Raw genomic sequence first — 23328 nt, 5'->3', positions numbered from 1 at the left:
GGTCTCGCGGTCCCGACTCAGACGTCCCCGGACGCACGAACGCGGCGCACCGCCGTCCCCCTCCAGGACGGTGGTGCGCCGCGTCGGTGTCGCGCGGACGCCCCCTCAGGCGTCGCGCGTGCGCAGCCGCACGGCCGCCAGGGCGACCAGCAGCACGACCCACCCGACCAGCACCGCGTACCCCTCCCAGGGGCTGAGGTTCACGGCCTGCCGGGACATCTCCCCGGCCATGTCGAGGTACTCCTGGGGCGACGTGACACGCGCGCCGGCCGACGCGGGCAGGAACGGGCGCACCCACTCGAGAGGCTTCCACGGGACGGCGGCGAGCACGTTCTCGATGACGAGGACGAACCCGATGACGATGGTGATCGTCGCCGCGGTGTTGCGCACCAGCGCACCGAGCGCGAACCCGAGCAGCGCGACCGTGGCGATGTAGAGCGGCGTGGCCGCCACGACGCGCAGCATCTCCGGGTCGGACCAGTCGGGCCGCATCGCGGGCTGGATGGCGCCCGCGAGCAGAAGCTGCAGCCCCGTGCCGACAGCCGCGGTGACGAACGAGACGACCAGCACGACGAGCCCCTTGGCCCACAGCACCGGCAGGCGCGTCGGCACCGCCGTGAGCGTCGAGCGGATCTGCCCGGTGCCGTACTCGCCGGTGACCACGAGCGCCGCGACGACCACGAGCGTCAGAGAAGCGAACATCTGCGCGGGTCCGAGGGCAGCGTAGACGACCGAGGCGGAGCCGGCAGCGGGCTCCTCGCCGTTGACGCCCATCATCGAGAAGGCGGCGGCCATGGCCCACGCGAGCAGCAGCATCACGACGAAGGTGATGCCGATGACCCAGTACGTCGAGCGGACCGTCCAGAGCTTGATCCACTCCGAGCGCACGACGCGCGGGAACGACACGCGGGCTGCCGGCGTGCGGGTGCGGGCGGGTGCGGGGGAGGTGGCGGTGGCGCTCATCGCGGGGTCTCCGTGGTCGCGGGGCCGGCGGGGGCGACGGCCGGGGCGGGGGCGCCCTCGACGCCCGAGCGGTACTCGACCGCGTCGGACGTGAGCGCCATGTAGGCCTGCTCGAGCGAGCCGGTGACGGGCGTCAGCTCGTGCAGCACGTAGCGCGAGGCCGCGGCGAGCTCGCCGATCTCGGCCGCGGACGGGCCGTGCACCTCGATGAGGCCGGGCTCGATCGCGTCGACCGTGGCCTGCGGTCCGGACAGCGCGGCGGCCAGCTCGGACGCGTGCGGGCTGCGCACGCGCACGGTCGTCGTCGTGGCACGGGAGACGATCTCGCTCACGGGGCCGGCGGCGACGATCTTGCCGCGGCCGATCACGAGCAGGTCGTCGGCGGTGACCGCGACCTCGCTCATGAGGTGCGACGACAGGAAGACCGTGCGGCCCTCCGAGGCGAGGTGCTTGGCCAGGCCGCGCACCCACGCGACGCCCTCGGGGTCGAGGCCGTTGACGGGCTCGTCGAGGATGAGCGTGTGCGGGTCGCCGAGCAGCGCGGCGGCGATGCCGAGGCGCTGGCCCATGCCGAGCGAGAAGCCCTTGACGCGCTTCTTCGCGACGGCGGACAGGCCGGCGAGCTCGATGACCTCGTCGACGCGCTTGTTCCCGATGCCGTGCGTCGCGCCCAGCGCCCGCAGGTGCTGGCGCGCCGAGCGGCCTGGGTGCACCGCCTTCGCCTCGAGCAGCGCGCCGACCTCGGTCAGCGGCGCGGCCGAGCGCGCGAACGGCTTGCCCTGCACCGTGACGGTGCCGGCCGTCGGCTTGTCGAGCCCGACGATCATGCGCATCGTGGTCGACTTGCCCGCGCCGTTGGGCCCGAGGAAGCCGGTCACGCGGCCGGGCCTCACCGTGAAGCTGATGCCGTCGACGGCGGTCTTGCTGCCGTACCTCTTGGTCAGTCCGTGCGCCTCGATCATCACGTCCCCTGGGTTCGCGTTGTGCTCACGGCGACGACGCTATGCCCGCGAGGGGTCGCGGCGGCACCGTCCGGCGACCGATCTGGGCCCCCGGGCCTCATCCGCGAGAACGAGTCCCGACGTCGCAGGTCGCAGGATCCGCGCGCCGCACGTCCTTCTCCCGCCCGGTGGGGAACGCGCGGGACCCCGGTTACGTTGTGATCCACGTCGACAGAACTTCCCCGGCCGGCCACGACCAGGAGAGCCGCATGACCAACCCCGTCTTCAGCAACAGTCCCGTGTTCGGGGACCCGCGCCAGCAGCGCGGCCGCCAGCAGGGCGGCGTCCAGCAGGCGCCCGCGTGGGGCACGCCCGGCGCGCAGGCCGCCGACGCCGTCACGCTCGAGCAGATGTACGACGCGCCCACCGCGACCCCGCGTGACACGGGCCGCCTCACGTACGACGACGTCATCGTCAAGACGGGCGGGCTGCTCGCGCTGCTCGTCGTGGTCGGCGCCGCGACGTGGACCCTGGCACCCGGTCTGTGGATCGTCGGCGCGCTCGCGGGCCTCGTGCTCGGGCTCGTCAACGCGTTCAAGAAGAACCCGAGCCCGGTGCTCATCACGCTGTACACGGTCGCGCAGGGCATGTTCCTGGGCGGCATCAGCGCCGTCTACGAGACCCGTTACGACGGGATCGTCGGGCAGGCCGTGCTCGCGACGCTGTCGGTGTTCGCGGTGTCGCTGTTCCTGTTCCGCTCGGGCAAGGTGCGCGTCACGCCCAAGTTCCAGCGCGCGGTGCTCATCGGCATCGCGGGGTACCTCGTGTACTCGCTGCTGAACCTCGGCCTCATGCTCTTCGGCGTGGGTGACGGCATGTACGGCCCGCTGCGCTCGGGTTTGCTCGGCGTGGGCATCGGCCTGCTGGCCGTCGGCCTCGCGGCCGCGAGTCTGATCATGGACTTCGACGCGATCAAGCGCGGCGTCGACCAGGGCGCACCCGCGAAGATGGCGTGGTCGGCCGCGTTCGGCCTCATCGTCACGCTCGTCTGGCTGTACCTCGAGCTGCTGCGCCTGCTGGCGATCCTCCGCGGCGACTGACACGCGGACAGCGTGGGTACGACGACGCCCCGACGACTTCCGGGTCGGCGGGGCGTCGTCACGTCGTGGGCACGTCCGTGCGTGCCTCTCCAGGCGCGTCAGGGGTGCGTCAGGGGCCCGAGGGCGTCCCGCACTCGCTGCAGAACTTCGCCGTCACGGGGTTGGTCGCGGAGCACGACGTGCACGTGCGCTCGGCCGCGAGCGACCCGCCGCACTCCTGGCAGAACTTGCCGCCGCCCGACTGCGCGCCGCACGACGGGCAGCGCGCGATCGACTGCGTGCGCAGGTCCATGCCGGCGGTGAGGTCGGTCGTCGCGAGCCGCTCGGTGATCTGCGAGCGACGCGCCTCGGCCTGCAGCTGCGCGAGCTGCTCGGACAGCACGGGCGAGCAGCGCACGCACTGCCCGATCTCGTCGTTCCAGCACACGTCGCCGCACACCCAGTCGCCGCAGCCGCGGCACTGGTGGAAACGGTCCGCGATCTGCCCGACGGCCTGCCGCATCGCACGGTCCTTGGCCGCGGAGTTCGTGCCCCGGTCGAGCAGGCTGTCGGCCGCGCTGCTGAGCTGCGAGAACCGCCCGCCCAGCAGGTTGCCCAGGCCTCGGGCCAGGCTCTGACCCGTCTCGCGCAGGTCGCGCTGGAACGCCGAGCGGTACCCGTTGCCGCAGCGCTCGCAGCGGAACTCGAACTGGTACCCGTCGGCGTTGGACAGGTCCCGCACGTTGTCGGTGAACGGCACTGCCTCGGTCACGTTCGCTCCTCGTCGGCGGTGGACCCGCCCACCCGTTCTTGACGCGCCTACCGCGCTCGGCGAGATTAACCGACGGATCGTCACGTCCCCGCCAGGTCACCCGCACGGAGGAACCTTCCGCATGCGCCCGTCCCGCACGTCCCCCGTGCTCGCCCTCCTGCTGCTGCTCACCGCGTGCGCGAGCGGTGCGCCCGGTGCGTCGCCGAGCACGTCCACGCCCGCCGCCGGCGGCGGGCCCGGGGCCTCGCCCGCGGCGTCCCCCGAGCCGCCCGCCGGGCCCGTCGTGCCCGCGTCGTGCGCCGCGATCACGCTGGAGACGGGGGCGCAGATCGCGAGCGCCGACCTCGCCGCGTGCCTCACGGACTTCGTCCGCGCCGCCGGCAGCGGCCGCTTCGAGATCCACCAGGCCGACCACGTGGCCGACCAGCGCTGGGCGCTCGTCGACGGCGGGCTCTACGCGATCGGGACGCGCGACGGCGCGCCCACCGTCGCCGTCACGCCCGACACCGGGTGGCTGTCGACCGACGGCGCGTGGGTGCAGGCCGACCCGGGCGGGTCGACCGAGCAGATGCTCGCGGCCGACGGCGTCGAGCTCTACCGCGCCACGAGCTCGCCCGAGATGACCTACGCGATGATCACGGCGGCCCCTGGGTTCACCGTGGGGGAGCGCACCGAGGTCGAGCTCGCCGACGGCACGACGACGACGCTGTGGCCGATCCGCGCCGACGCCCCGTTCCAGCCGGTCGCCGCGATCCCCGCGACCACCACCGAGCTCGTCGTCTGGACCGACGTCGCCGGCCCGACCGTCCGCATGGACGTCACGGGCGACGCCGTGGGCGGCGACGGGCAGACGTACTCGGGCACCGCGACGACGTTCTTCTCGCAGTGGGGCCAGGGCGTGGACCTCGCGGAGGTCGAGGAGCTGGTCGGCGCACCCCTGCCGCTCCCGGGACGATGAGAGGATCGGGCGCGTGAAGTACGCCCAGCACATCTCCGAGCTCGTCGGCGGCACCCCGCTCGTGCGGCTCTCGTCCGTGACCACCGGCCTGACCGCCACCATCCTGGCGAAGGTCGAGTACCTGAACCCCGGCGGGTCGGTGAAGGACCGCATCGCGCTGCGCATGATCGAGGCCGCCGAGGCCTCGGGCGAGCTGCAGCCGGGCGGCACGATCGTCGAGCCGACGTCGGGCAACACGGGCGTCGGGCTCGCGCTCGTCGCGCAGCGCAAGGGGTACCGCTGCGTGTTCGTCTGCCCCGACAAGGTCAGCCAGGACAAGCGCGACGTGCTGCGCGCGTACGGCGCCGAGGTCGTCGTGACGCCCACTGCCGTGCCGCCCGACCACCCCGACTCGTACTACTCGGTGTCGGACCGCATCGCTGCGCAGACGCCGGGCGCGTGGAAGCCGAACCAGTACGCCAACCCGAACGGGCCGGCGAGCCACTACGCGAGCACGGGCCCCGAGATCTGGGCCGACACCGAGGGGCGGATCACGCACCTCGTCGCGGGCGTCGGCACGGGCGGCACCATCACGGGCACCGGCCGCTACCTGCACGACGCGTCGGCGGACCGCGCGGAGGCCGACGGCGGGCGCGTCGTCGTGGTCGGCGCCGACCCCGCCGGCTCGGTGTACTCGGGCGGCGACGGGCGGCCCTACCTCGTCGAGGGCGTGGGCGAGGACTTCTGGCCGGCCGCGTACGACCCGTCGGTGCCGGACGAGATCGTCGCGGTGTCGGACGCCGACTCGTTCGCGATGACGCGCCGCCTGGCGCGCGAGGAGGGTCTGCTGGTCGGCGGCTCGTGCGGCATGGCCGTCGAGGCGACGCTGCGGCACGCGCGGGCGCTGCAGGAGCGCAACCCGCAGGCCGCGGCCCGCGCGGTGTACGTCGTGATCCTCCCCGACAGCGGCCGCGGGTACATGTCGAAGATCTTCAACGACTCGTGGATGCGCTCGTACGGCTTCCTCGCGGGCGGCGAGGGCGCGACGGTCGCGGACGTGCTGCGCACCAAGGGCGGCGACCTGCCCGCGCTCGTGCACACGCACCCCACCGAGACGGTGCGCGACGCGATCGAGATCCTGCGCGAGTACGGCGTCTCGCAGATGCCCGTGGTCGGCGCCGAGCCGCCCGTGATGATCGGCGAGGTCGCGGGCGCGGTGAGCGAGCGCGAGCTGCTCGACGCGGTGTTCTCGGGCGCCGCGTCGCTCGCGGACCGCGTCGACGCGCACATGTCCGCGCCGCTGCCGCTCATCGGCTCGGGCGAGCCGGTCGACGCCGCGCGTGCCGCGCTCGAGAAGGCCGACGCGCTCATGGTCGTCGACGACGGCCGACCCGTGGGCGTGCTCACGCGCCACGACCTGCTGGGGTTCCTCGCGCGCTGACCGACGGCGCACGTCGGAACCCCGCCGACCTGCGCGGACGGTGCGTCGCCCGGGTGGCGCACCGTCCGCGGCAGCGTGCCGTGGCGCGGCGGGGAAGCGCTTGCGACCGCGCTAGCATCGCTGCGCCGGTCCCGGGTGCCCCCTTCCCGGGCCACTGCCCGGAGGTGCACCCGCGATGGCGCTGTACGACCTGCCCCTGCCCGAGCTCGAGCGCTACCTGCCCGAGCTCGACGAGCCCGCCGACCTCGACGAGTTCTGGGCGACGACGCTCGCGGAGACGCGCGCGTTCGACCTGGACGTGCGCCGCGAGCCGTACGACGCGGGGCTCGTGCTGGTCGACGTCGAGGACGTGACGTTCGCCGGGTTCGGCGGCCACCCCGTCAAGGCGTGGGTGACGCGCCCCGCGGGTTCGGCCACGGACGGGTCGTCGCTGCCCGCGGTCGTCGAGTTCATCGGCTACGGCGGCGGTCGCGGGCGCCCGCACGAGCGGCTCGCGTGGGCCGCGGCGGGCTACGTGCACCTGCTCATGGACACGCGCGGCCAGGGGTCGCGCTGGGGGAGCGGCGGCGACACCCCCGACCCCGTGGGCGCGGGCCCGCAGGTGCCCGGGTTCATGACGCGCGGGATCCTCGACCCGGCGGACCACTACTACCGGCGCGTGTTCACCGACGGCGTGCGCGCGGTCGAGGCCGTGCGGTCGCTGCCGGGCGTCGACCCCGAGCGCGTGGTCGTCACGGGCGGGTCGCAGGGCGGCGGCATCACGCTCGCGGTCGCCGGGCTCACGGAAGGGCTCGCGGGCGTCATGCCCGACGTGCCGTTCCTGTGCCACGTGCCGCGCGCGATCGCGCTGGTCGACACCGACCCGTACCACGAGGTCGTCACGTACCTCGCGGTGCACCGCGACCACAAGGACGCCGCGATGCGCACGCTGTCGTACCTCGACGGCGTGCACCTGGGCCGTCGTGCGACCGCGCCGACGCTGTTCTCGGTCGCGCTGCGCGACCCGATCTGCCCGCCGTCGACCGTGTTCGCGGCGTACAACCACTACGGCACGCTCGCGCCCGAGCGCCCCGCGCAGGCGATCGAGGTCTACGAGTTCAACGAGCACGAGGGCGGGCAGGGCTTCCAGGTCGACGCGCAGCTGCGCTGGCTGCGGGACGTGCTGGCCCGCTGACGCCCGCGCGCGGCGGGCGGGCTCAGGTGCCGTCCGCCGCGCGGCGCAGCCCCGCGACCAGCCCGTCGACGAGGTACGCGAAGCTCGTCCCGACGTCCTCGGTCATGCCGAAGCCGCCCTCGAGCTCGAGCACGACGAACCCGTGCACGCCGGCGCGCACGGCCCGCACGGCGTCGACGCGCCGCTCGGGCGGCACGCCCAGGTCGGCGACGAGGGTCGCGAGGCGGTCGACCGCGCGCAGGCTCGCGGCGTGCACCTCGCCCGCGTCCGCCTGCGACAGCCAGCCGCCCTGCACGGCCTGGTAGCGGCCGGGGCGCCGGCGCGCCCAGGCGCGGATGGCGTGCGCCACGGCCCGCAGGCGCGCGTCGGGGTCGTCGGTGGTGGCGGCGGCCGCCGCGACGACGTCGTCGAGCTCGGGCACCGCCCGCAGTGCGACCTCGCGCCGCAGCCCCGGCAGGCCGTCGACGTGCTTGTAGAGGCTGGGCACCGCGACGCCCGCGCGCGCCGCGACGGCGGCGAGCGACAGCGCCTGCCACGCCTCGGGCCCGCCGGCGTCGACGACCGCGAGGGCGTGCTCGGTGACGGCGGCCCGGTCGAGCCCGGCGCGCGGGCTCACGCGTCGCCGCCCGTCGCCGGGGCCCCGCTCGTGCGCGGCAGGCCCGCGACGAGGTCGACGAGCGCGGGCGCGACGAGGTCGGCGCGCTGGTGCTGCGGGTAGTGGCCCGCCTCGGGCACGAGCAGCCCGGTGACGGCGTCGTGCGGCACGGTCGCGAGCGTCGCGGCGTGCGTGGCCGCGGGGTCCGGCGTCTCGGGGTCGAGGGCGCCGGTGACGACGAGGACGGGGACGCGCACCTGGTCGAGCAGCGTGCGGTGCCCGCCTGCCGTCAGCGCGAGGGCGAGCCGGCGCAGCTGCCCGAGCGCGCCGGGCGTGCGCAGCGCGCGCCGCAGGTCCGTGAGGTGCGCGTCGGTCCAGGTGGCGCGGCGGCCCTTCAGCAGGCTGCCGTAGAACCACGCCCACGCCGCGGCTCCCCACGGGCGCGCCAGCAGCAGGCGGACCTGCGCGGTGACCGCGCGCCCCGCGGGCGCGTCGTTCGCGGCGTACGCGAGCAGCGCGACGCCCCGGACCCGCGCCGGCTCGAGGGCGGCGACGCGTGCGACCGACCCTGCCGCGAAGGACGAGCCGACGAGCACGGCGGGGTGGTCGGCGTCGACGCCCAGCGCGTCGAGCAGCGCCGACACGTCCTGCGCGGTGGGCTCGACGCCGTGACGGGCGAACGCGTGCGTCCCGTCGCCGTGGCCGCGCACGTCGGTGACGACGACGCGGTGGCCGGCGGTCACGAGCGGGTCGACCAGGTCGCGGTAGGAGGACCGCAGGTCGCCCATGCCGGGCACGAGGACGACGGTCGTGCCGCCGTCGGGGCCGTGGACCTCGTAGGAGACGGTGCCCTCGGGCACGGTGAGGAGGTGCGTCATGCGGTAAAGCTAATGCCATTAGCCAACGGTGTCCATCCGCCGAGGGCGAACGGCGCCGCGCACCCCCACCGTGCGCAGGGCAGGATGGGCGGGCACTGTCACCCACCGAAGGAGAAGTCGACATGGCCGCAGCGCTGCCCGAGGTCTCGGGCGCTCCCGGCACCAAGCCCACGCTCACGTTCCCGGACGCGCAGCCGTCGGGTGAGCTCGAGGTCGTGGTGCTCAGCCGCGGCGACGGCGCGCTCGTCGAGGCGGGTCAGGACATCGAGGTGCACTACCTCGGCCAGTCGTGGCAGGGCGGTGTCTTCGACAACTCGTTCGACCGCGGGTCGTCCATCAGCTTCCCGATCGGCGTCGGCGCCGTCATCGCCGGCTGGGACGAGGGCCTCGTCGGCCAGCAGGTCGGCTCGCGCGTGCTGCTCTCGATCCCGTCGCACCTCGCGTACGGCGACCGCGGCGTGCCGCAGGCCGGCATCAAGGGCGGCGACACGCTGGTCTTCGTCGTCGACATCGTCGGCGTCAGCTGACGCGACGTCACCACCGCGCGGCCGGCCCCCACGGGTGCCGGCCGCGCGTGCGTCCGGGCCCGGCCGCGCGCGACGGCACGTCGCGCGTCCGCGTCTCCCGCCGTGGACGCGCCGTGGCCCCGTGCGGCGCGCGCGGCAGGATGCCGCCGTGAGCAGCACCACGAGCCTCGACGTCGACCCCGCCTGGTGGGCCGCGCACTCGGAGTACAGCGACCCCCGCGAGCACGCTGCCGTCCTCGTGGCCGTCGGCACCCGCCCCGAGGACCTGCACGCCGCGGCCACCGGCCTCATCGGCCACTACCGCGCGTCCGCGCACACGCTCGACCCCGCGCGTCTGCCCACGATCGACCTGCGCTGGCTCGACCGGATCCTGGCCGCCGGCCTCGCGGTCTCGTCCGCGCCGCTCGCGGGCCGCCCGCACGCCGACCGCGTCGCCGGCTGCTGCCGCGACCACACGCTCCTCGTCGTCGGCGCGCTCCGCGCGCACGGCGTCCCGGCGCGCTCGCGCGTCGGCTTCGCGCGCTACCTCGACCCCGCGCTCGCCCTCGACCACGTCGTCGTCGAGCGGTGGGACGGCGCGCGCTGGGTGCGCAGCGACCCCGAGCTCGACGCCGCCTTCGGGGCCGCGCCGCTCGCCGGTGAGCCGTTCGACCCGTTCGACATGCCGACGGGCCCGCACAGCCCGTTCCCCACCGCCGCCGAGCTGTGGGTCGCCCACCGCGCGCACGGCCTCGACCTCGACGCGTACGGCGTGCGGGGCGTGCCCGCGCTGCGCGGCCGCGGCCTGGTCCGCGCGTACCTCACGCTCGAGCTCGCGCACCGGCGGCGCGACGAGCTCCTGCTGTGGGACGTGTGGGGCCCGGCACCCGGCGACGTGCCCGAGGCCGAGCTCGACGCGCTCGCCGACGAGATCGCCGACCTGCTGGTGCGGGCCGACGCGGGCGACGTCGACGCCGAGCGCGAGGCGGCCCGCCGCTACGCCACCGACCCGCGCCTGCACCCCGGCGACCGGGTGCGCACGACGTCGCCCCTCGGACGGTCCGGGTGGACCGACCTGCGCACGCGCACCACCGACTGGGACTGACCCGGCACGCTCAGGGCGTCGCCCAGCGGTGCACGGCGCCGTCGGCCGTGACGAGGACGCCCCGCGTGCCCGGCAGCGCCGCGAGCCGTGCCGGTGCGTCGCCCGGGCCGAGCACCATCGCGGTGGTCGCCCACACGTCGGCGGTCACGACGTCCGCGGCGACGACCGTCGCCGACCGGACGCCCCACACCGGGCCGCCGGTGCGCGGGTCGACGACGTGCCCGCCGTGCGCCGCCGTGCCCGACGTCGCGACGCCGCCGTCCAGCAGGTCGACGTGCGCGAGCAGCCGCCCCCGGTCGGCCGGGTCCTCGACGCCCACGCGCCACGGCAGCCCCGACGCCGAGCGCACGCCGACGTCGCCGCCCGCACCCACCGCGACGTCCGCGTCGAGCACGCCCAGCAGCCCGAGCACGTGGTCGACCGACCAGCCCTTCGACAGGCCCGTCGGGTCGAACCCGTCACGCCAGCCCCACGCGTCGAACGCGCCGTCGGTCGCGTCGCGTGCCGCGAGGCAGCGGGCGTGCACGGCGCGCAGGGCGTCCGGTGCGTCGGCGAGCGCGAGCTCGCCGCGGCGCAGCCGGTTCAGCGCCGATCCCGCGCGGAACGGGCTCAGCTCGGCGTCGAGCGCGGCCACGCGCGCGAACGCGCGCTCGACCGTCGCGGCGGTGCGCGGGTCGTGCGCCGCGTCGCCGCGCACGTGCACGCTCCACGGCATGCCCATGTGGTGCTCGACCCACGCGCGCACCGGCAGCGCCGCCGCCGCGCGCGCGAGGGCGTCGGCGGTGCGGGCCGCAGGGCCGTCCGACGGGTCCGACGGGTCCGCCGGCAGGTCGGTCGGGCGCGCGGCGGCCGCGACGGCGGCGGCGTCCGGGCGGGCGCCCGCGACGGCGTTCACGGGCGTGCCTGGTCGAGCGCGGCCTGCAGCGACTGCGCGTACGCCTCGCTCGTGAACGTCGCGTGCGACACCATCGCGATCGACGCGGTGCCCGCGGTCGTCGCCTCGTCGTCGAGGGTCGGCAGCGCGGCCGACGAGACCTGCCGCGAGTGCCCGTCCTGCGAGTCCTGCGAGCCCGACGCGGCCGTGACCCGGCCGCCGCTCACCGTGACGGTCACGCTCACGGTGCCGTAGCGCATCGACGTCGACGCCGTGTACCGGCCGTCGGTCAGCCCGGTGCCGGCCGACGACCCGCCGGACGAGGTGCCGGACGAGGTGCCCGACGACCCGCCGGACGCCCCGGACGACCCGGACGACGACGCGCTCGCCGACCCCGCACGGTCGGACCCGGCGGAGGACCCCGCCGACGGGGCTCCGCCGGTCGTCCCGGTCGTGGTGGTCCCCGCGGCCGTGACGTCGGTCGTGCCGGCCGAGCGGTCGAGGCTCGTGGGGTACTGCAGGAGCAGCACGACGCCCGAGACGGTCGTGACGATGCTCAGGAGGATGCGGCGCATGACGACCTACCAGACGTAGCTCTCGACGTGGATGGCGGAGCGGGCGACGCCCGCGGTGCGCAGGTCGGCGACGAGCGCGGCGGTCCAGGCGGGCGGCCCGCACACGACGACGTCGTGGTCGAGCAGGTCCGGGACGAGCTGGTGCAGCGCGGCGGGGCCCGCGTGGTGGCCCAGGTGGGCCGGCAGCCACGGCGTGCCGGTGCGCGATCGCGGCCCCGGCAGGTCGAGGAACCGCACGCCCGCGTGCCGCACGAGCGCGTCGACGTCGTCCCGCAGCGGCAGGTCGGCGTCGTCGCGGTGCCGCAGCACGAGCGTGTCGACGCCGGGGTGCGCCGCGCCGTGCTCGAGCAGCCCGACCACCGGCGCGACGCCCGCGCCGGCGGCGAACGCCGCGAGCCGCGCGTGCCGGCGGCTGCTCGGGGTCACGCGCCCGAACGGCCCCTCGACGAGCACGCGCGTGCCGGGCCGGGCCGCGGCCACGCGTGCGCCGTCGTCGCCCGTCACGTCCATGGTCACGCGCAGCCCGTCGGTCCGCGGCACGGCCGACAGGCTCAGCGGGTGCGCGCGCGTCCACCCGGCGCCGGTGCGGAACCGCCACACGAAGAACTGCCCGGCCTCGGCGCGCAGCCGGTGCAGGTCGCGGCCGCGCACCACGACCGAGACCAGCCCCGGCGCGTCGGGCAGCACGGCCGCGACGCGCAGGTCGTGCCGCAGCGACAGCGCGAGCGGCCGGACGAGGCGGAACACGACCACCGAGACGAAGGTGACGCCGTACAGCGCCCACCAGTACGTCGCGGCCCACGGGTGCAGCAGGAAGCTCGTGCCGGTCCACAGCTGGTGCGGCAGCGCGAGGCCCACGCCGAGGTACGCGTACAGGTGCAGCAGGTGCCAGGACTCGTAGCGCAGGCGGCGGCGCGCGGCGCGCACCGACAGCCCCACGACGGCGACGAGCAGCGCGGTGCCCGCGGCCGCCAGCAGCATGCCGGGCAGCGTCAGCACCAGCTGCACGAGCTCGCCGACCACGCCGCGCCCGTCGGACGCCGCGTACCCCACGGTCACGAGCACGAGGTGCGCGACGAGCATCCAGAACGACGTGAAGCCCGCCCACCGGTGCCACGCGCTCAGCCGGTCCTGCCCGACCGCGCGCTCGACCCACGGCACGCGCGCCATGCCGAGCACCTGGACCAGCAGCAGCGCGGACGCCCACAGCCCCAGCAGCCGCCCCGCGGACGTCGCGAGCGCGGCCGTGGTGGACACGTCGAGGCCGTCCGCGGTGGCCCACAGCAGCGTGACGAGCGCGAGGTGCCCGCCGACGAGCGCCGCGACCGCGTCGCGCCACCACGCACGCCGCACGGGCGGCAGCAGCGCGCGGGCGTGCGACCGCCGTGGTGCGGCGGGGGGTGCGCCGGCGGCGGCGGACGGGCCGAGGTGCCCGGCGGGGCCGAGCCTGCCGGCCGGCTCGGCGGTGCGGGCGCCGTCCGGCGGGGTGGCGGTCGGTGCGTCGGTGCGGGTGGCGCTCATGGTGTGCTCCCTGGGGTGTCCCGGTGAGCTCGAGCCTGAGCGGCCCGCCCGCGAAGCCGCTGAGGCGGCCCTGTGCGGTGCCTGTGCGTCAGTGCAGGCCCACGCGCCGCAGGTAGTCGTTCGCGAAGACGCCCGCGGGGTCGCAGCGCTCGATCAGCGCGCGGGCGTCGTCCCACCGCGGGTAGAGGTCCTGCCAGGTCCGCCCGGCGCCCGGGCCGGCGAAGAGCTTGCCCCAGTGCGGGCGCGCGTCGAACGGCGCGAGCGCGGCCTCGATCACGGGCAGCACGGCCTCGACCTCGGCGCGGCGCGGCTGCCAGGTGAAGTGCAGGCCCACGCGGTCGCCGCCGTGCGCGGTCGACAGCCACAGGTCGTCGCCCGCGATCGAGCGGATCTCGCTGATCATCAGCAGCGGCGACACCTGGTCGCTCAGCCCGCGCAGCGCCTCGATCGCGGCGACGGCGTGCGCGCGCGGCACGAGCCACTCGGACTGCAGCTCGGCACCCGCGCTGGGCGTGAACTCGAGCCGGAAGTGCGGCAGGCGCTCGTGCCAGGGGCCGGGCACGCCGCCCTGCTGCGTGCAGGCCGCGGGGTCCTGGCCGGGCACGGGGTGCACGGGGCCCTCGGCGGGGCGCGCGCCCGCGAGCACGGCGTCGTCCCCGAGCGTCCCGGCGTCGACCCGGTGCTTGCGCCACACCTGGCCGACGGCGTCGCCGGTCCAGTCGGTGAACAGGCTCACGGAGTACGCCGAGCCCATGATCGCGTCGAACCGTCCGAGCGCGACGTCCCACGGCAGGTCGAGCCACACCTCCTGCGCGACGTCGTACGTCGGCTGGATCGCGAGCGTCACGCGCGTGACGACGCCCAGCGCGCCGAGGCCCACCACGGACGCCGCGAGCTCGGGGTCGTCGGGGCCCAGGACGCGCACCTCGCCGCCCGCGCCGACGACCTCCAGGCCACGGACCACCGCCGACAGGTTGGGCGACGCGTCGCCCGAACCGTGCGTGGCCGTCGCGACCGTGCCGGCGACCGCGATGTGCGGCAGCGAGGCCATGGTGTGCAGGGCCCAGCCCGCGGCGTGCAGGTCGCGCGCGAGCTCGCCGTACCGCACGCCCGCGCCGACGGTCACGGTGCGGGCGTCGGGGTCGACGACGGTCGGGACCTCGAGCCGGTCGAGCGCGACGAGCGTGCCGGGGGAGTCGGCGAGGTCGTGGAACGAGTGCCGCGAGCCGATCGCGCGCACGTGCTGCGCGCCGGCGACGAGCTCGGCGACCTCGGTGACGCTCGTGGGGTGCACGAGCGGTCCGCCGCGGAACGTGTGGCTGCCGGCCCAGGTGGTGAGCGCGTCGGTCATGGGGGTCCTGCCTCTCGGGTGGTGCGGCGCGACGGTTCAGCGCGCGGGTGCGGTGACGAAGACGTCGAACAGCTCGGGGGTGTGGGCGTGCACGAGCACCATGAAGACGACGGCGTCGAAGAGCAGGTGCACGACCAGCACGTAGGTGAGGGACTTGGTGAGGTTGAACGTGAAGCCCTGGATGAGGGCGAACGGGATCGTCAGGAGCGGGCCCCACTCGCGGTAGCCGAGCTCCCACAGGAACGACACGAAGACGAGCGCCTGCAGCACGTTCGCGGTCCACAGGCCGAAGTGCCGGCGCAGCAGCGCGAAGACGATGCAGATGAAGAACAGCTCGTCCCACGTTCCGACGGCGTTGACGCCGACGAACAGGCGCGCGACCTCGTGCCCCTCCACGACCGTGGGCCAGTTCCGGTACGCGCCCGAGTCGAGGAAGTAGAACGGCAGCACGAGGTACCCGGCGCCCACGACGAACAGCAGGTACGCCCACTGCGTGCGCGTCCACCGCCGCCCGGTGCGCCACGGGAACCGGACGACGTCGTCGCCGTTGACGTGCCGCGACAGCACGTACGGGATCACCACGGCGAGCGACAGCGCGATCGTGAACCGCACCATGCCGAGGTCGGACAGGTCGGCGCCGAGCGGGATGGTCGAGACGATGACCATGCCGGTCGCGACCACGAGCAGGTCGCGCCCCAGCACGCGGTCGACCGCCCACGCGAGCAGCACGCCCAGGACGAGCGGGACGTACGCGAGCGGCCGGACGTGCAGCGCGAACATGAGCACGGCCGAGCCGCACACGAGCGCCGCGGCGACGACGCGCCAGGCGGACGGCGCGGCGACGCGCCGGAGCCCGTCCTCGGGCGCTGCCGGCAGGGTCCCGGCCGTCTCGTCCATCCGGACACCCTGCCTCACGGCGTGCCCGCGTGCAGCCCGTCGTCCGCGGTGCGGGCGCCGTCCGCCGTCACGACGTCGAGGTGCCCGCCTCGAGGATCGACACGATCGAGAACAGCGTGAAGCACACGGCGCCGAGGCCCACCAGCACGTGCGCGCCGACGAAGTAGCCGGGCTGCCGCGTGCTGGCCTCGAAGAGGAACGCCGCGAAGAAGAGGCACGCGAGCGCGGTGCCCACGGGGATCAGCGGGATGCGGTTCGCCAGCGCGAAGACCCGCCGCCACACCAGCGCGAGCAGCAGCACCTTGGACAGGATGCTGAAGCAGACCAGCCCGAGGCCGACGAGCACGGTCCCGGGGGCGAGCCGCGCGGGGTCGTCGGACGCGAGCAGCACCCCGATCCCGAGGCCGACGTTGATGGTCCCCATCGCGACCACCCACCACGACCAGCGGTAGCGCTCGGCGTCGCCGAACTCGTTGCGCACCTGCCGCACGATGCTCGCGACGAGCGCGACGAGCGACGCGCAGACGAGCGACAGCCCGGTGAGCACGTGCGCCGCCACCAGGTGCGGCGTGCCGCCGTGGGCGTAGAGCGTGGCCGACAGCACCAGACCCACGGTCGCGAGCACGGCCGGCACCGCGACGAGCGCCCGGCCGGCGGCCCGCGTGTACGCGCCGTCCGGCGCGCCGCCCCCGGCGCCGAGCGCGGCGGACCGCTGGATGAGGACGAACTTGGTGGACGCCGTCGCGACCGTGCTGACGCACGCGGCGATGAAGCCGATGCCGATGAGGACGTGCCCGGCGACGACGCGCTGCGGCTCGGACCCGCCGGCCGCGACGAGCGCGCCCCAGAGCGTCGTCGCGGCAGCCACCGCGTAGCCGAGGACGGGCAGGACGATCTCCCACACCTCGCCGTAGCGGTGCACGAGCTGGCGGATGATCGTCGCCGCCGTCGTGAACAGCGCGACGCAGATCGCGGTGAGCGCGAGGCAGACGTGCCCGGCGACGAAGTGTCCGGCGTCCGAGCCGCCGGACAGCACGTCCAGGCCGAACGCGAGGCATACGGCGCCCATCGCGAGCGGGATGGCGCGGAACAGGATGCTGATCGAGCGGTTCATGCTCTCCCCCTGGGCAGATCCCTCACCGCCAGCGTAGGGACCTCTCGGGGCGTCGGCGCGCCGGGAGGTGCCGCCCGCCGCCGCCCTGGGCGGCTGCGTCGACCCCGCGGAGCCGTCAGGCCGGCGCGGCGAGCGCGCGCACCGCATCGATGGTGTCCGCCTCGGCGGCGGGCTTGTCCTCGCGGTACCGCAGGACCCGCGCGAACCGCAGCGCGAGCCCGCCCGGGTAGCGTGTCGAGCGCTGCAGCCCGTCGAACGCGACCTCGACGACCTGCTCGGGTCGCAGGGTCACGGTCCAGCCGTCGTCGGCGACCGCCAGCTCGCGGAACCGCGCGGTCTGCCACGCGAGCGTCTCGTCGGTCATGCCCTTGAACGTCTTGCCGAGCATGACGAACCCGCCGGTCGCGGGGTCGCGTGCGCCCAGGTGGATGTTCGACAGCAGCCCGGACCGCCGCCCCGACCCCCGCTCGACGGCCAGCACCACGAGGTCGAGCGTGTGCCGCGGCTTGACCTTGACCCACGCGGCGCCGCGGCGTCCCGCCTCGTACGGGGCGTCGGACGCCTTGACGACCACGCCCTCCTGCCCGGCGGCGACGACGGACCGGAAGTGCTCGGCCGCCACGGCCGGGTCGCTCGTGACCACCCGCTGCACGACGTGCGGCGCCGCGACCCGGTCGAGCACGGCCAGCCGCTCGCGCAGCGGCGCGTCGAGCAGGTCGCGGCCGTCGACGTGCAGCACGTCGAAGAAGAACGGCGTGAGCGTCGTCGCGCCCGCGAGGTCGGCGTCGCGCGTGGCGCTGCGCGAGGCCGTCTCCTGGAACGGGCGCGGGCGGCCGTCGGCGTCGAGCGCGAGCGCCTCGCCGTCCAGCACGAGCGTGCGCGCGGGCAGCGCGCGGACGGCCGCGACGAGCTCGGGCACGCGCGCCGTCACGTCGTCGAGGCTGCGCGTGTACACGCGCACGTCGTCGCCGTCGCGGTGCACCTGGACCCGGATGCCGTCGAGCTTGGTGTCGACGACCACCTCGGCCGCCGGCCCGTCGGAGGTCCCCGCCCGTCCGAGGAGCTGCGCGACCGCCGTCGGCACGTCGGGCGCGGACTGCGCGAGCATCGGGCGCACCGGCCGCCCCACGGCGAGCGTGAACCCCGCGAGGGCGGTCCGGGCGTCCTCGGGGGAGGGTGCGGCGAGCGCGGCGACGGCGACCGCCTCGGTCTCGCCCGCGAGCATCGCGGCGCGCCGCACGACGTCGGCGGGGACGCCCGCGGCCTCGGCGACCGCGTCGAGCAGCAGCGCGTCCAGCGCGCCCTGGCGCAGCTCACCGCTGACGAGCCCCCGCAGCAGGTGCTGCTCGCGCTCGGTCGCGGCGCCGAACAGCGCGCGGGCGGCGTCGGTGCGGGCCGTGGCGGACCCGGGGCCGGACATCTCCGCCATCGTCGCGAACGCGGCGTCGACCTCCGCGACCGTCAGCGTCGGCGCGTCCGCGGGCCCGGGCATCCCGGCCAGCGACCGCCAGCCCAGGCCCGTGCGTCGCTGCCGCAGCTCGCCCGCGAGGTAGCGCGCCACGACCGCGACGTCGTGCGTCCCGTCGGCCCCCGCGCGCCGCAGCACGTCGACCAGCACCGCGCGCTTGGCGAGCCGCGACCGCGTCGCGGCCACGCGGGCGGACGCGTCGGCGACGTCGTCGAGCAGCATGCGCCCATCCTCACCCGCGCCACCCACACCCGCCCGACGGGTGCCGGCCAGCGCCCGTCGTCTCACGGCGAAGCGGCCGTGGCTGGATCGCCCTCTCACCGGGTGGGTAGATGACTGGATCGCACTCTCACCAGGTGGTGAGAGTGCGATCCAGCACCGTCTGGGCCGAGGGACGGGCACTCCGTGCCGGATCTCGCGGTGACGGCGCCGTGACTGAATCGCACTCTCGCGGGTGAGGGTGACTGGATCGCGCTCTCGCGGGTGGGTGGGGTGACTGGATCGCCCTCTCACCGGGTGGTGAGAGGGCGATCCGGCTCGGTCAGGCCGAGGGGACCGGGCAGGCGACGCCGGTGGAGTTCACCGGGCAGTACCCCGCCGGGTTCTTCTCGAGGTACTGCTGGTGGTAGTCCTCGGCGTAGTAGAACGTGCCGGCCTCCTCGACCGGGCGGATCTCCGTCGTCACGTCGCCGTAGCCGCGGGCCTTGAGGACCGGCGCGAACGCGTCGCGCGTCTCCTGCGCGGCCGCGCCCTGCTCGGGCGTCGTGAAGAACACCGCGGAGCGGTACTGCGTGCCCACGTCGTTGCCCTGGCGGAAGCCCTGGGTGGGGTCGTGCTCCTCCCAGAAGTGCCGCAGCAGGTCGACGTCGGACAGCACGGTCGGGTCGTATGCGACCATCACCGTCTCGGTGTGGCCCGTGCGGCCCGTGCACGTCTCCTCGTACGTCGGGTAGGGCGTGAACCCGCCCATGTAGCCGACGGCCGTGGTGACGACGCCGGGCAGCTGCCACGCCTCCTTCTCGGCGCCCCAGAAGCACCCCGAGGCCAGGTACAGCACGCGCGTGCTGTCGGGCCAGGGGCCCTGCAGCGGCGTGCCCAGCACCGCGTGCGTCGACGGGACCGCGTAGGGGTACCCGTCCCGTCCCTTGAGGGCGTGCTCCGCGTCCACCATCGTGGTGCGCAGCGACGAGCCCAGCAGCGTCTCGAACAGCGAGGCCATGACCGTCTCCTTGTCGTCGGGTCCACGACGTGCAACAGGCGCGCCGCGGCCCGTGTTCCGCGTGCCGTGCGCCACCGCCGGCGCGTGGGTCTGCGCCGCACCGCGCACCACCGCCTAGCCTGGGGGCGTGACCCACGACCCGCTCGCGCAGCCCCACGACTGGTCCGCCGCCGGCTTCTCGACCCGCGCCATCCACGCAGGTCAGGACCCGGACCCCCGCACGGGGGCGGTGGTGACGCCGATCCACCAGGTCTCGACGTACAAGCAGGACGGCGTCGGCGGCCTGCGCGACGGCTACGAGTACTCCCGCTCGGCCAACCCGACGCGCGACGCGCTGCAGGAGGCGCTCGCCGCCGTCGAGGGCGGCGCCGCGGGGTTCGCGTTCGCGTCGGGCCTCGCGGCCGAGGACGCGCTGCTGCGCTCGGTGCTGCGCCCCGGCGACCACGTCGTGGTGCCCGACGACGCGTACGGCGGCACGTACCGCCTGATCGCGCGCGTCCTGGGCCCGTGGGGCATCGAGCACACGCCCGTCGACCTGTCCGACCCCGACGCGGTGCTCGCGGCGATCCAGCCGGGCCGCACCAAGGCGATCTGGGTCGAGACGCCCACCAACCCGCTGCTGGGCATCGCCGACGTCGCGGCGATCGCGACGCACGCGCAGTCGCACGGCGCGGTGCTGATCGTCGACAACACGTTCGCGACGCCGTACCTGCAGCAGCCGCTCGCACTGGGCGCCGACGCGGTCGTGCACTCGACCACGAAGTACGTCGGCGGGCACTCCGACGTCGTCGGCGGTGCCGTGGTCGTCGCGGACGGCGCGCAGCTGCCCGCGGGCATGACCGGGCCCACGGGCACGACGTCGCTGCGCGACGCGGTCGGCTTCCTGCAGAACGCGTCGGGCGCGGTCGCGGGCCCGTTCGACGCGTGGCTCACGCTGCGCGGCCTCAAGACCCTCGCGGTGCGCATGGACCGCCACGTGGCCAACGCCGAGGCCGTCGCGCGGTTCCTCGTCGAGCACCCCGGCGTCACCGAGGTGCTGTGGCCCGGCCTGCCCGAGCACCCCGGCCACGAGGTCGCAGCGCGGCAGATGCGCGGGTTCGGCGGCATGGTCGCCTTCCGCACCGGCTCCGCCGACTCCGCGGTCGCGGTGTGCGCCGCGACGCGGGTGTTCACGCTCGCCGAGTCGCTCGGCGGCGTCGAGTCGCTGATCGAGCACCCCGGGCGCATGACGCACGGCTCCGTCGCGGGCACCGCGCTCGAGGTCCCCGACGACCTCGTGCGGCTGTCCGTCGGCATCGAGGACGTCGAGGACCTGCTCGCCGACCTCGGTCAGGCGCTCGCGGCCGCCGGGCTCGGTCGATGAGCACGCCCGGCCGTCGCGACGACGCCACGACGGCCGCCCCGGCGGTCGACGGCGCACCCGGCGCGGCGCAGGAGGGTGCGCCCGCCGAGCCGCTGCCCGCGCCCGGCACCGCCGCGACCCCGCGCCCGGGGCCCGTGCCGCCCGCCGTGCAGGCGGCCGCCGCGTGGTCCTGGCGCCTCATCGTCATCCTCGCGGCCGTCGCGCTCGGCGTGTGGGGCCTGGCGGTCCTCAAGGTCATCGTCGTGCCCGTGGCGATCGCGCTGCTCCTCACGGTGCTGCTCTCGCCGCTGGTGCGCGGGCTGCAGCGGTGGCTGCGGCTGCCGCGCGCCGCGGCGTCGGGGATCGCGGTGGTGCTGCTCCTCGGGCTCGTCGCGGGGCTGCTGACGCTCGCGGGGCAGTCGATCGTCAACGGCGTCACCGAGCTGTGGGACCAGGCCAGCGACGGCGTCACCAAGCTCGTCGACTGGCTGTCGGAGGGGCCGCTGCACCTCGGCACGGCCGACATCGACGAGTGGATCACGCAGCTGCAGGACGCCGCCGCGTCGAGCGCCGACCAGATCGCCTCGGGCGCGCTGTCGGTGGGCGTCACGGTCGGGCACGTCGCGGCCGGCACGCTCATCGCGCTGTTCTGCACGCTGTTCTTCCTCATCGACGGGCGCGGCATCTGGGCGTGGCTCGTCGGGCTGCTGCCGCGGGGCTCGCGCGAGCGCGTCCACCAGGCGGGCCGGCGCGGCTGGGTCACCCTCGGCGCCTACACGCGCACGCAGATCCTCGTCGCGGGCGTCGACGCGATCGGCATCGGCGCCGGTGCGGCGATCCTGCAGCTGCCGCTCGCGATGCCGCTGGCCGTCCTCGTGTTCTTCGGCTCCTTCATCCCCTTCGTGGGCGCGATCGTCACGGGCGCCATCGCGGTGCTCGTCGCGCTCGTCACGCAGGGCTGGGTGTCGGCGCTGATCATGCTCGGCATCGTGCTGCTCGTGCAGCAGCTCGAGGGGCACGTGCTGCAGCCGTTCCTCATGGGGCACGCGGTGTCGCTGCACCCGGTCGCGGTGCTCCTCGTCGTCACGTCCGGCTCGCTGGTCGCCGGGATCGTCGGTGCGCTGTTCGCGGTGCCGATCGCGGCGGTCGTCAACACGGTCGTGCTGTACCTGCACGGGCACGACAAGTTCCCGCAGCTCGGCACGCACGACCACGTGCCCATCCGCGCCAAGGGCCACCCCGTGGTGGACCGCGCGATCGCGGCCGCCGCCGAGGCGGAGTCCGAGGCCGACGCGGCCCGCCACGAGCACGGCCCCGCGCGCGGCACCACGGCGGGCGACCCGCCGGTCGGCCCGTGATCGGGCCGGCCGACGTCCGCGCCGCGGCCGCGCTCCTCGAGGGCGTCGCCGAGCGCACGCCCGTGCAGCGCAGCCGTGCGCTGTCCGAGCTGGCCGGCGCCGACGTGTGGCTCAAGTGCGAGAACCTGCAGCGCGCCGGGTCGTTCAAGATCCGCGGCGCCTACACGCGCATGGCGCGGCTGACGGCCGACGAGCAGGCGCGCGGCGTCGTCGCCGCCAGCGCGGGCAACCACGCGCAGGGCGTCGCGCTCGCGGCGCGCCTGCTGGGCATCGACGCGGTGATCTTCATGCCCGTCGACGCCGCGCTGCCCAAGCTCGCGGCGACCCGCGGCTACGGTGCGCGCGTCGAGCTCGCCGGCACGTCGGTCGACGAGGCGCTCGTGCACGCGCGCGAGCACGCCGCGCGGACCGGGTCCGTGCTCATCCACCCGTTCGACCACCCCGACGTCGACGCCGGGCAGGGCACGGTCGCGCTCGAGGTCCTCGAGCAGGTGCCGGACGTCGGCACGGTCGTCGTGCCCGTGGGCGGCGGCGGCCTGGCCGCCGGCATCGCCGCCGCGCTCGACGAGCGTCCCGACGTGCGCGTGATCGGCGTGCAGGCGGCCCGCGCGGCCGCCTACCCGGTGTCGCTCGCGGCGGGCCGCCCGGTGCCGGCGACCGAGCTGCGGACCATGGCCGACGGCATCGCCGTCGGCACGCCCGGCGACGTGCCGTTCGAGGTGCTCGCGAGCCACCAGGTGCCCGTGCGGACCGTGTCCGAGGAGGACCTGTCGCGCGCGCTGCTGCTCGTCGCGGAGCGCGCCAAGCTCGTCGTCGAGCCGTCCGGCGCCGCGGCCGTCGCGGCCCTCATGGCCGACCCGCGCGGCGTCGCGGGCGACGACGGGCGGCCGGTGGTGTGCGTGCTGTCGGGCGGCAACATCGACCCGCTCGTGCTGCTGCGCGTCGTGCGGCACGGCCTCGCGTCCGCCGGGCGCTACCTGCACCTGCACGTCGTCGTCGAGGACACGCCCGGTGCCCTCGCGGACCTGCTGCACGAGGTCGCCGCGACGGGCGGCAACGTCATGCACGTGTCGCACCTGCGCACGGGCGGCGACCTCGCGTTCAGCGACGTCGCGATCGACCTGCAGATCGAGACCAAGGGCGCCGAGCACTGCGCGACCGTGCTGGCCACGCTGCGCGCCGCGGGCTACCGCATCGGCGACGCCTGAACGCACGCGG

22 protein-coding genes are annotated in these 23328 nt (G+C 75.6%); 9 read left to right on the top strand and 13 right to left on the bottom strand.

Translation table 11 applies throughout. The features are described 5' to 3' along the window. Positions 1 to 105: 105 nt before the first annotated feature. Positions 106 to 963 carry an ABC transporter permease subunit gene (locus E4A51_RS12105; RefSeq protein WP_134851884.1) on the bottom strand — a complete coding sequence of 286 codons (858 nt, stop codon included), beginning with the start codon at positions 961 to 963 and terminating at the stop codon, positions 106 to 108. After that, entirely contained in the window at positions 960 to 1925 is a 966-nt protein-coding gene (locus tag E4A51_RS12100; RefSeq protein WP_134851883.1) for an ABC transporter ATP-binding protein, read from the bottom strand. Before E4A51_RS12100 ends, E4A51_RS12105 begins: the two co-directional genes overlap by 4 nt. 248 nt (positions 1926 to 2173) lie before the next feature. Between E4A51_RS12100 and E4A51_RS12095 the strand changes: the two genes are divergently transcribed. Beyond that, positions 2174 to 3004 (top strand): Bax inhibitor-1/YccA family protein, encoded by an 831-nt coding sequence (locus tag E4A51_RS12095; protein WP_134851882.1) that lies wholly within the window; start codon positions 2174 to 2176, stop codon positions 3002 to 3004. A gap of 109 nt (positions 3005 to 3113) precedes the next feature. Here the strand turns inward: E4A51_RS12095 and E4A51_RS12090 are convergent, their stop codons facing one another. Then, positions 3114 to 3755, bottom strand: coding sequence for a zinc ribbon domain-containing protein (locus E4A51_RS12090; protein ID WP_206120040.1), 642 nt, complete (start codon positions 3753 to 3755; stop codon positions 3114 to 3116). 121 nt (positions 3756 to 3876) lie between these two features. Here E4A51_RS12090 and E4A51_RS12085 point away from each other — a divergent pair, with 121 nt between their 5' ends. The 3 genes from E4A51_RS12085 (at position 3877) to E4A51_RS12075 (ending at position 7307) form a co-directional block, all read left to right on the top strand. Beyond that, positions 3877 to 4713: a hypothetical protein gene (locus tag E4A51_RS12085; RefSeq protein ID WP_134851881.1), complete on the top strand. Its 837-nt coding sequence runs from the start codon at positions 3877 to 3879 to the stop codon at positions 4711 to 4713. Between the two features lie 13 nt (positions 4714 to 4726). Continuing rightward, on the top strand, positions 4727 to 6133 hold the full coding sequence (locus E4A51_RS12080) for a cystathionine beta-synthase (protein WP_134851880.1): 1407 nt from the start codon (positions 4727 to 4729) through the stop codon (positions 6131 to 6133). A gap of 175 nt (positions 6134 to 6308) precedes the next feature. Continuing rightward, the gene (locus tag E4A51_RS12075) at positions 6309 to 7307 is read left to right on the top strand and encodes an acetylxylan esterase (protein ID WP_134851879.1); all 999 of its coding nucleotides are present in this window, start codon (positions 6309 to 6311) and stop codon (positions 7305 to 7307) included. A 22-nt stretch (positions 7308 to 7329) separates the two neighbouring features. Here E4A51_RS12075 and E4A51_RS12070 read toward each other — a convergent pair whose 3' ends face one another. Both E4A51_RS12070 and E4A51_RS12065 read right to left on the bottom strand, forming a co-directional pair. After that, a complete protein-coding gene (locus E4A51_RS12070) occupies positions 7330 to 7923 on the bottom strand; it encodes a TetR-like C-terminal domain-containing protein (protein ID WP_206120038.1) in 594 nt (197 codons plus the stop codon). Next, positions 7920 to 8780: an alpha/beta fold hydrolase gene (locus E4A51_RS12065; protein WP_070319574.1), complete on the bottom strand. Its 861-nt coding sequence runs from the start codon at positions 8778 to 8780 to the stop codon at positions 7920 to 7922. The genes E4A51_RS12070 and E4A51_RS12065 overlap by 4 nt, the downstream gene beginning before the upstream one ends. 122 nt (positions 8781 to 8902) lie before the next feature. On the opposite strand from E4A51_RS12065, the gene E4A51_RS12060 reads away from it, so the two are divergent. Together E4A51_RS12060 and E4A51_RS12055 are read left to right on the top strand one after the other, a co-directional pair. Further along, positions 8903 to 9307 (top strand): FKBP-type peptidyl-prolyl cis-trans isomerase, encoded by a 405-nt coding sequence (locus tag E4A51_RS12060; protein WP_046530277.1) that lies wholly within the window; start codon positions 8903 to 8905, stop codon positions 9305 to 9307. Positions 9308 to 9455: 148 nt separating this feature from the next. Next, the gene (locus tag E4A51_RS12055; protein WP_134851878.1) at positions 9456 to 10391 is read left to right on the top strand and encodes a transglutaminase-like domain-containing protein; all 936 of its coding nucleotides are present in this window, start codon (positions 9456 to 9458) and stop codon (positions 10389 to 10391) included. Positions 10392 to 10401: 10 nt separating this feature from the next. Here E4A51_RS12055 and E4A51_RS12050 read toward each other — a convergent pair whose 3' ends face one another. The 8 genes from E4A51_RS12050 to msrA all read right to left on the bottom strand — a co-directional run bounded on the left by E4A51_RS12050 (position 10402) and on the right by msrA (position 19410). Continuing rightward, positions 10402 to 11286 carry an FAD:protein FMN transferase gene (locus E4A51_RS12050; RefSeq protein WP_134851877.1) on the bottom strand — a complete coding sequence of 295 codons (885 nt, stop codon included), beginning with the start codon at positions 11284 to 11286 and terminating at the stop codon, positions 10402 to 10404. After that, positions 11283 to 11840: an FMN-binding protein gene (locus tag E4A51_RS12045; protein WP_134851876.1), complete on the bottom strand. Its 558-nt coding sequence runs from the start codon at positions 11838 to 11840 to the stop codon at positions 11283 to 11285. Before E4A51_RS12045 ends, E4A51_RS12050 begins: the two co-directional genes overlap by 4 nt. A gap of 6 nt (positions 11841 to 11846) precedes the next feature. After that, complete coding sequence (locus E4A51_RS12040) at positions 11847 to 13361, bottom strand: ferric reductase-like transmembrane domain-containing protein (RefSeq protein ID WP_082739968.1); 1515 nt, start codon at positions 13359 to 13361, stop codon at positions 11847 to 11849. 88 nt (positions 13362 to 13449) lie between these two features. Then, positions 13450 to 14712 carry an FAD-binding protein gene (locus E4A51_RS12035; RefSeq protein ID WP_134851875.1) on the bottom strand — a complete coding sequence of 421 codons (1263 nt, stop codon included), beginning with the start codon at positions 14710 to 14712 and terminating at the stop codon, positions 13450 to 13452. 36 nt (positions 14713 to 14748) lie between these two features. After that, positions 14749 to 15492, bottom strand: coding sequence for a CPBP family intramembrane metalloprotease (locus E4A51_RS12030; protein ID WP_240696478.1), 744 nt, complete (start codon positions 15490 to 15492; stop codon positions 14749 to 14751). Between the two features lie 184 nt (positions 15493 to 15676). Then, the gene (locus E4A51_RS12025; RefSeq protein WP_134851874.1) at positions 15677 to 16723 is read right to left on the bottom strand and encodes a DUF2776 family protein; all 1047 of its coding nucleotides are present in this window, start codon (positions 16721 to 16723) and stop codon (positions 15677 to 15679) included. A gap of 115 nt (positions 16724 to 16838) precedes the next feature. Beyond that, positions 16839 to 18413, bottom strand: coding sequence for an ATP-dependent DNA ligase (locus E4A51_RS12020; protein WP_070319570.1), 1575 nt, complete (start codon positions 18411 to 18413; stop codon positions 16839 to 16841). A gap of 319 nt (positions 18414 to 18732) precedes the next feature. Continuing rightward, positions 18733 to 19410, bottom strand: a complete 678-nt coding sequence (gene msrA, locus E4A51_RS12015) for a peptide-methionine (S)-S-oxide reductase MsrA (protein WP_070319569.1) — start codon at positions 19408 to 19410, stop codon at positions 18733 to 18735. A gap of 127 nt (positions 19411 to 19537) precedes the next feature. Here msrA and E4A51_RS12010 point away from each other — a divergent pair, with 127 nt between their 5' ends. The 3 genes from E4A51_RS12010 to ilvA are packed head-to-tail and all read left to right on the top strand — an operon-like array spanning position 19538 to position 23318. Further along, complete coding sequence (locus E4A51_RS12010; protein WP_046530283.1) at positions 19538 to 20773, top strand: cystathionine gamma-synthase; 1236 nt, start codon at positions 19538 to 19540, stop codon at positions 20771 to 20773. Beyond that, positions 20770 to 22110 carry an AI-2E family transporter gene (locus E4A51_RS12005; protein ID WP_134851873.1) on the top strand — a complete coding sequence of 447 codons (1341 nt, stop codon included), beginning with the start codon at positions 20770 to 20772 and terminating at the stop codon, positions 22108 to 22110. Before E4A51_RS12010 ends, E4A51_RS12005 begins: the two co-directional genes overlap by 4 nt. Continuing rightward, positions 22107 to 23318, top strand: coding sequence for a threonine ammonia-lyase (gene ilvA, locus E4A51_RS12000; RefSeq protein ID WP_134851872.1), 1212 nt, complete (start codon positions 22107 to 22109; stop codon positions 23316 to 23318). Before E4A51_RS12005 ends, ilvA begins: the two co-directional genes overlap by 4 nt. Positions 23319 to 23328 lie beyond the last annotated feature (10 nt).

Source organism: Cellulomonas sp. HD19AZ1 (genome assembly GCF_004535805.1).
Lineage (GTDB): Bacteria > Actinomycetota > Actinomycetes > Actinomycetales > Cellulomonadaceae > Cellulomonas > Cellulomonas iranensis.
Note: the sequence above shows the minus strand (reverse complement) of the source record. Positions and strands in the feature narration are given on the sequence as shown.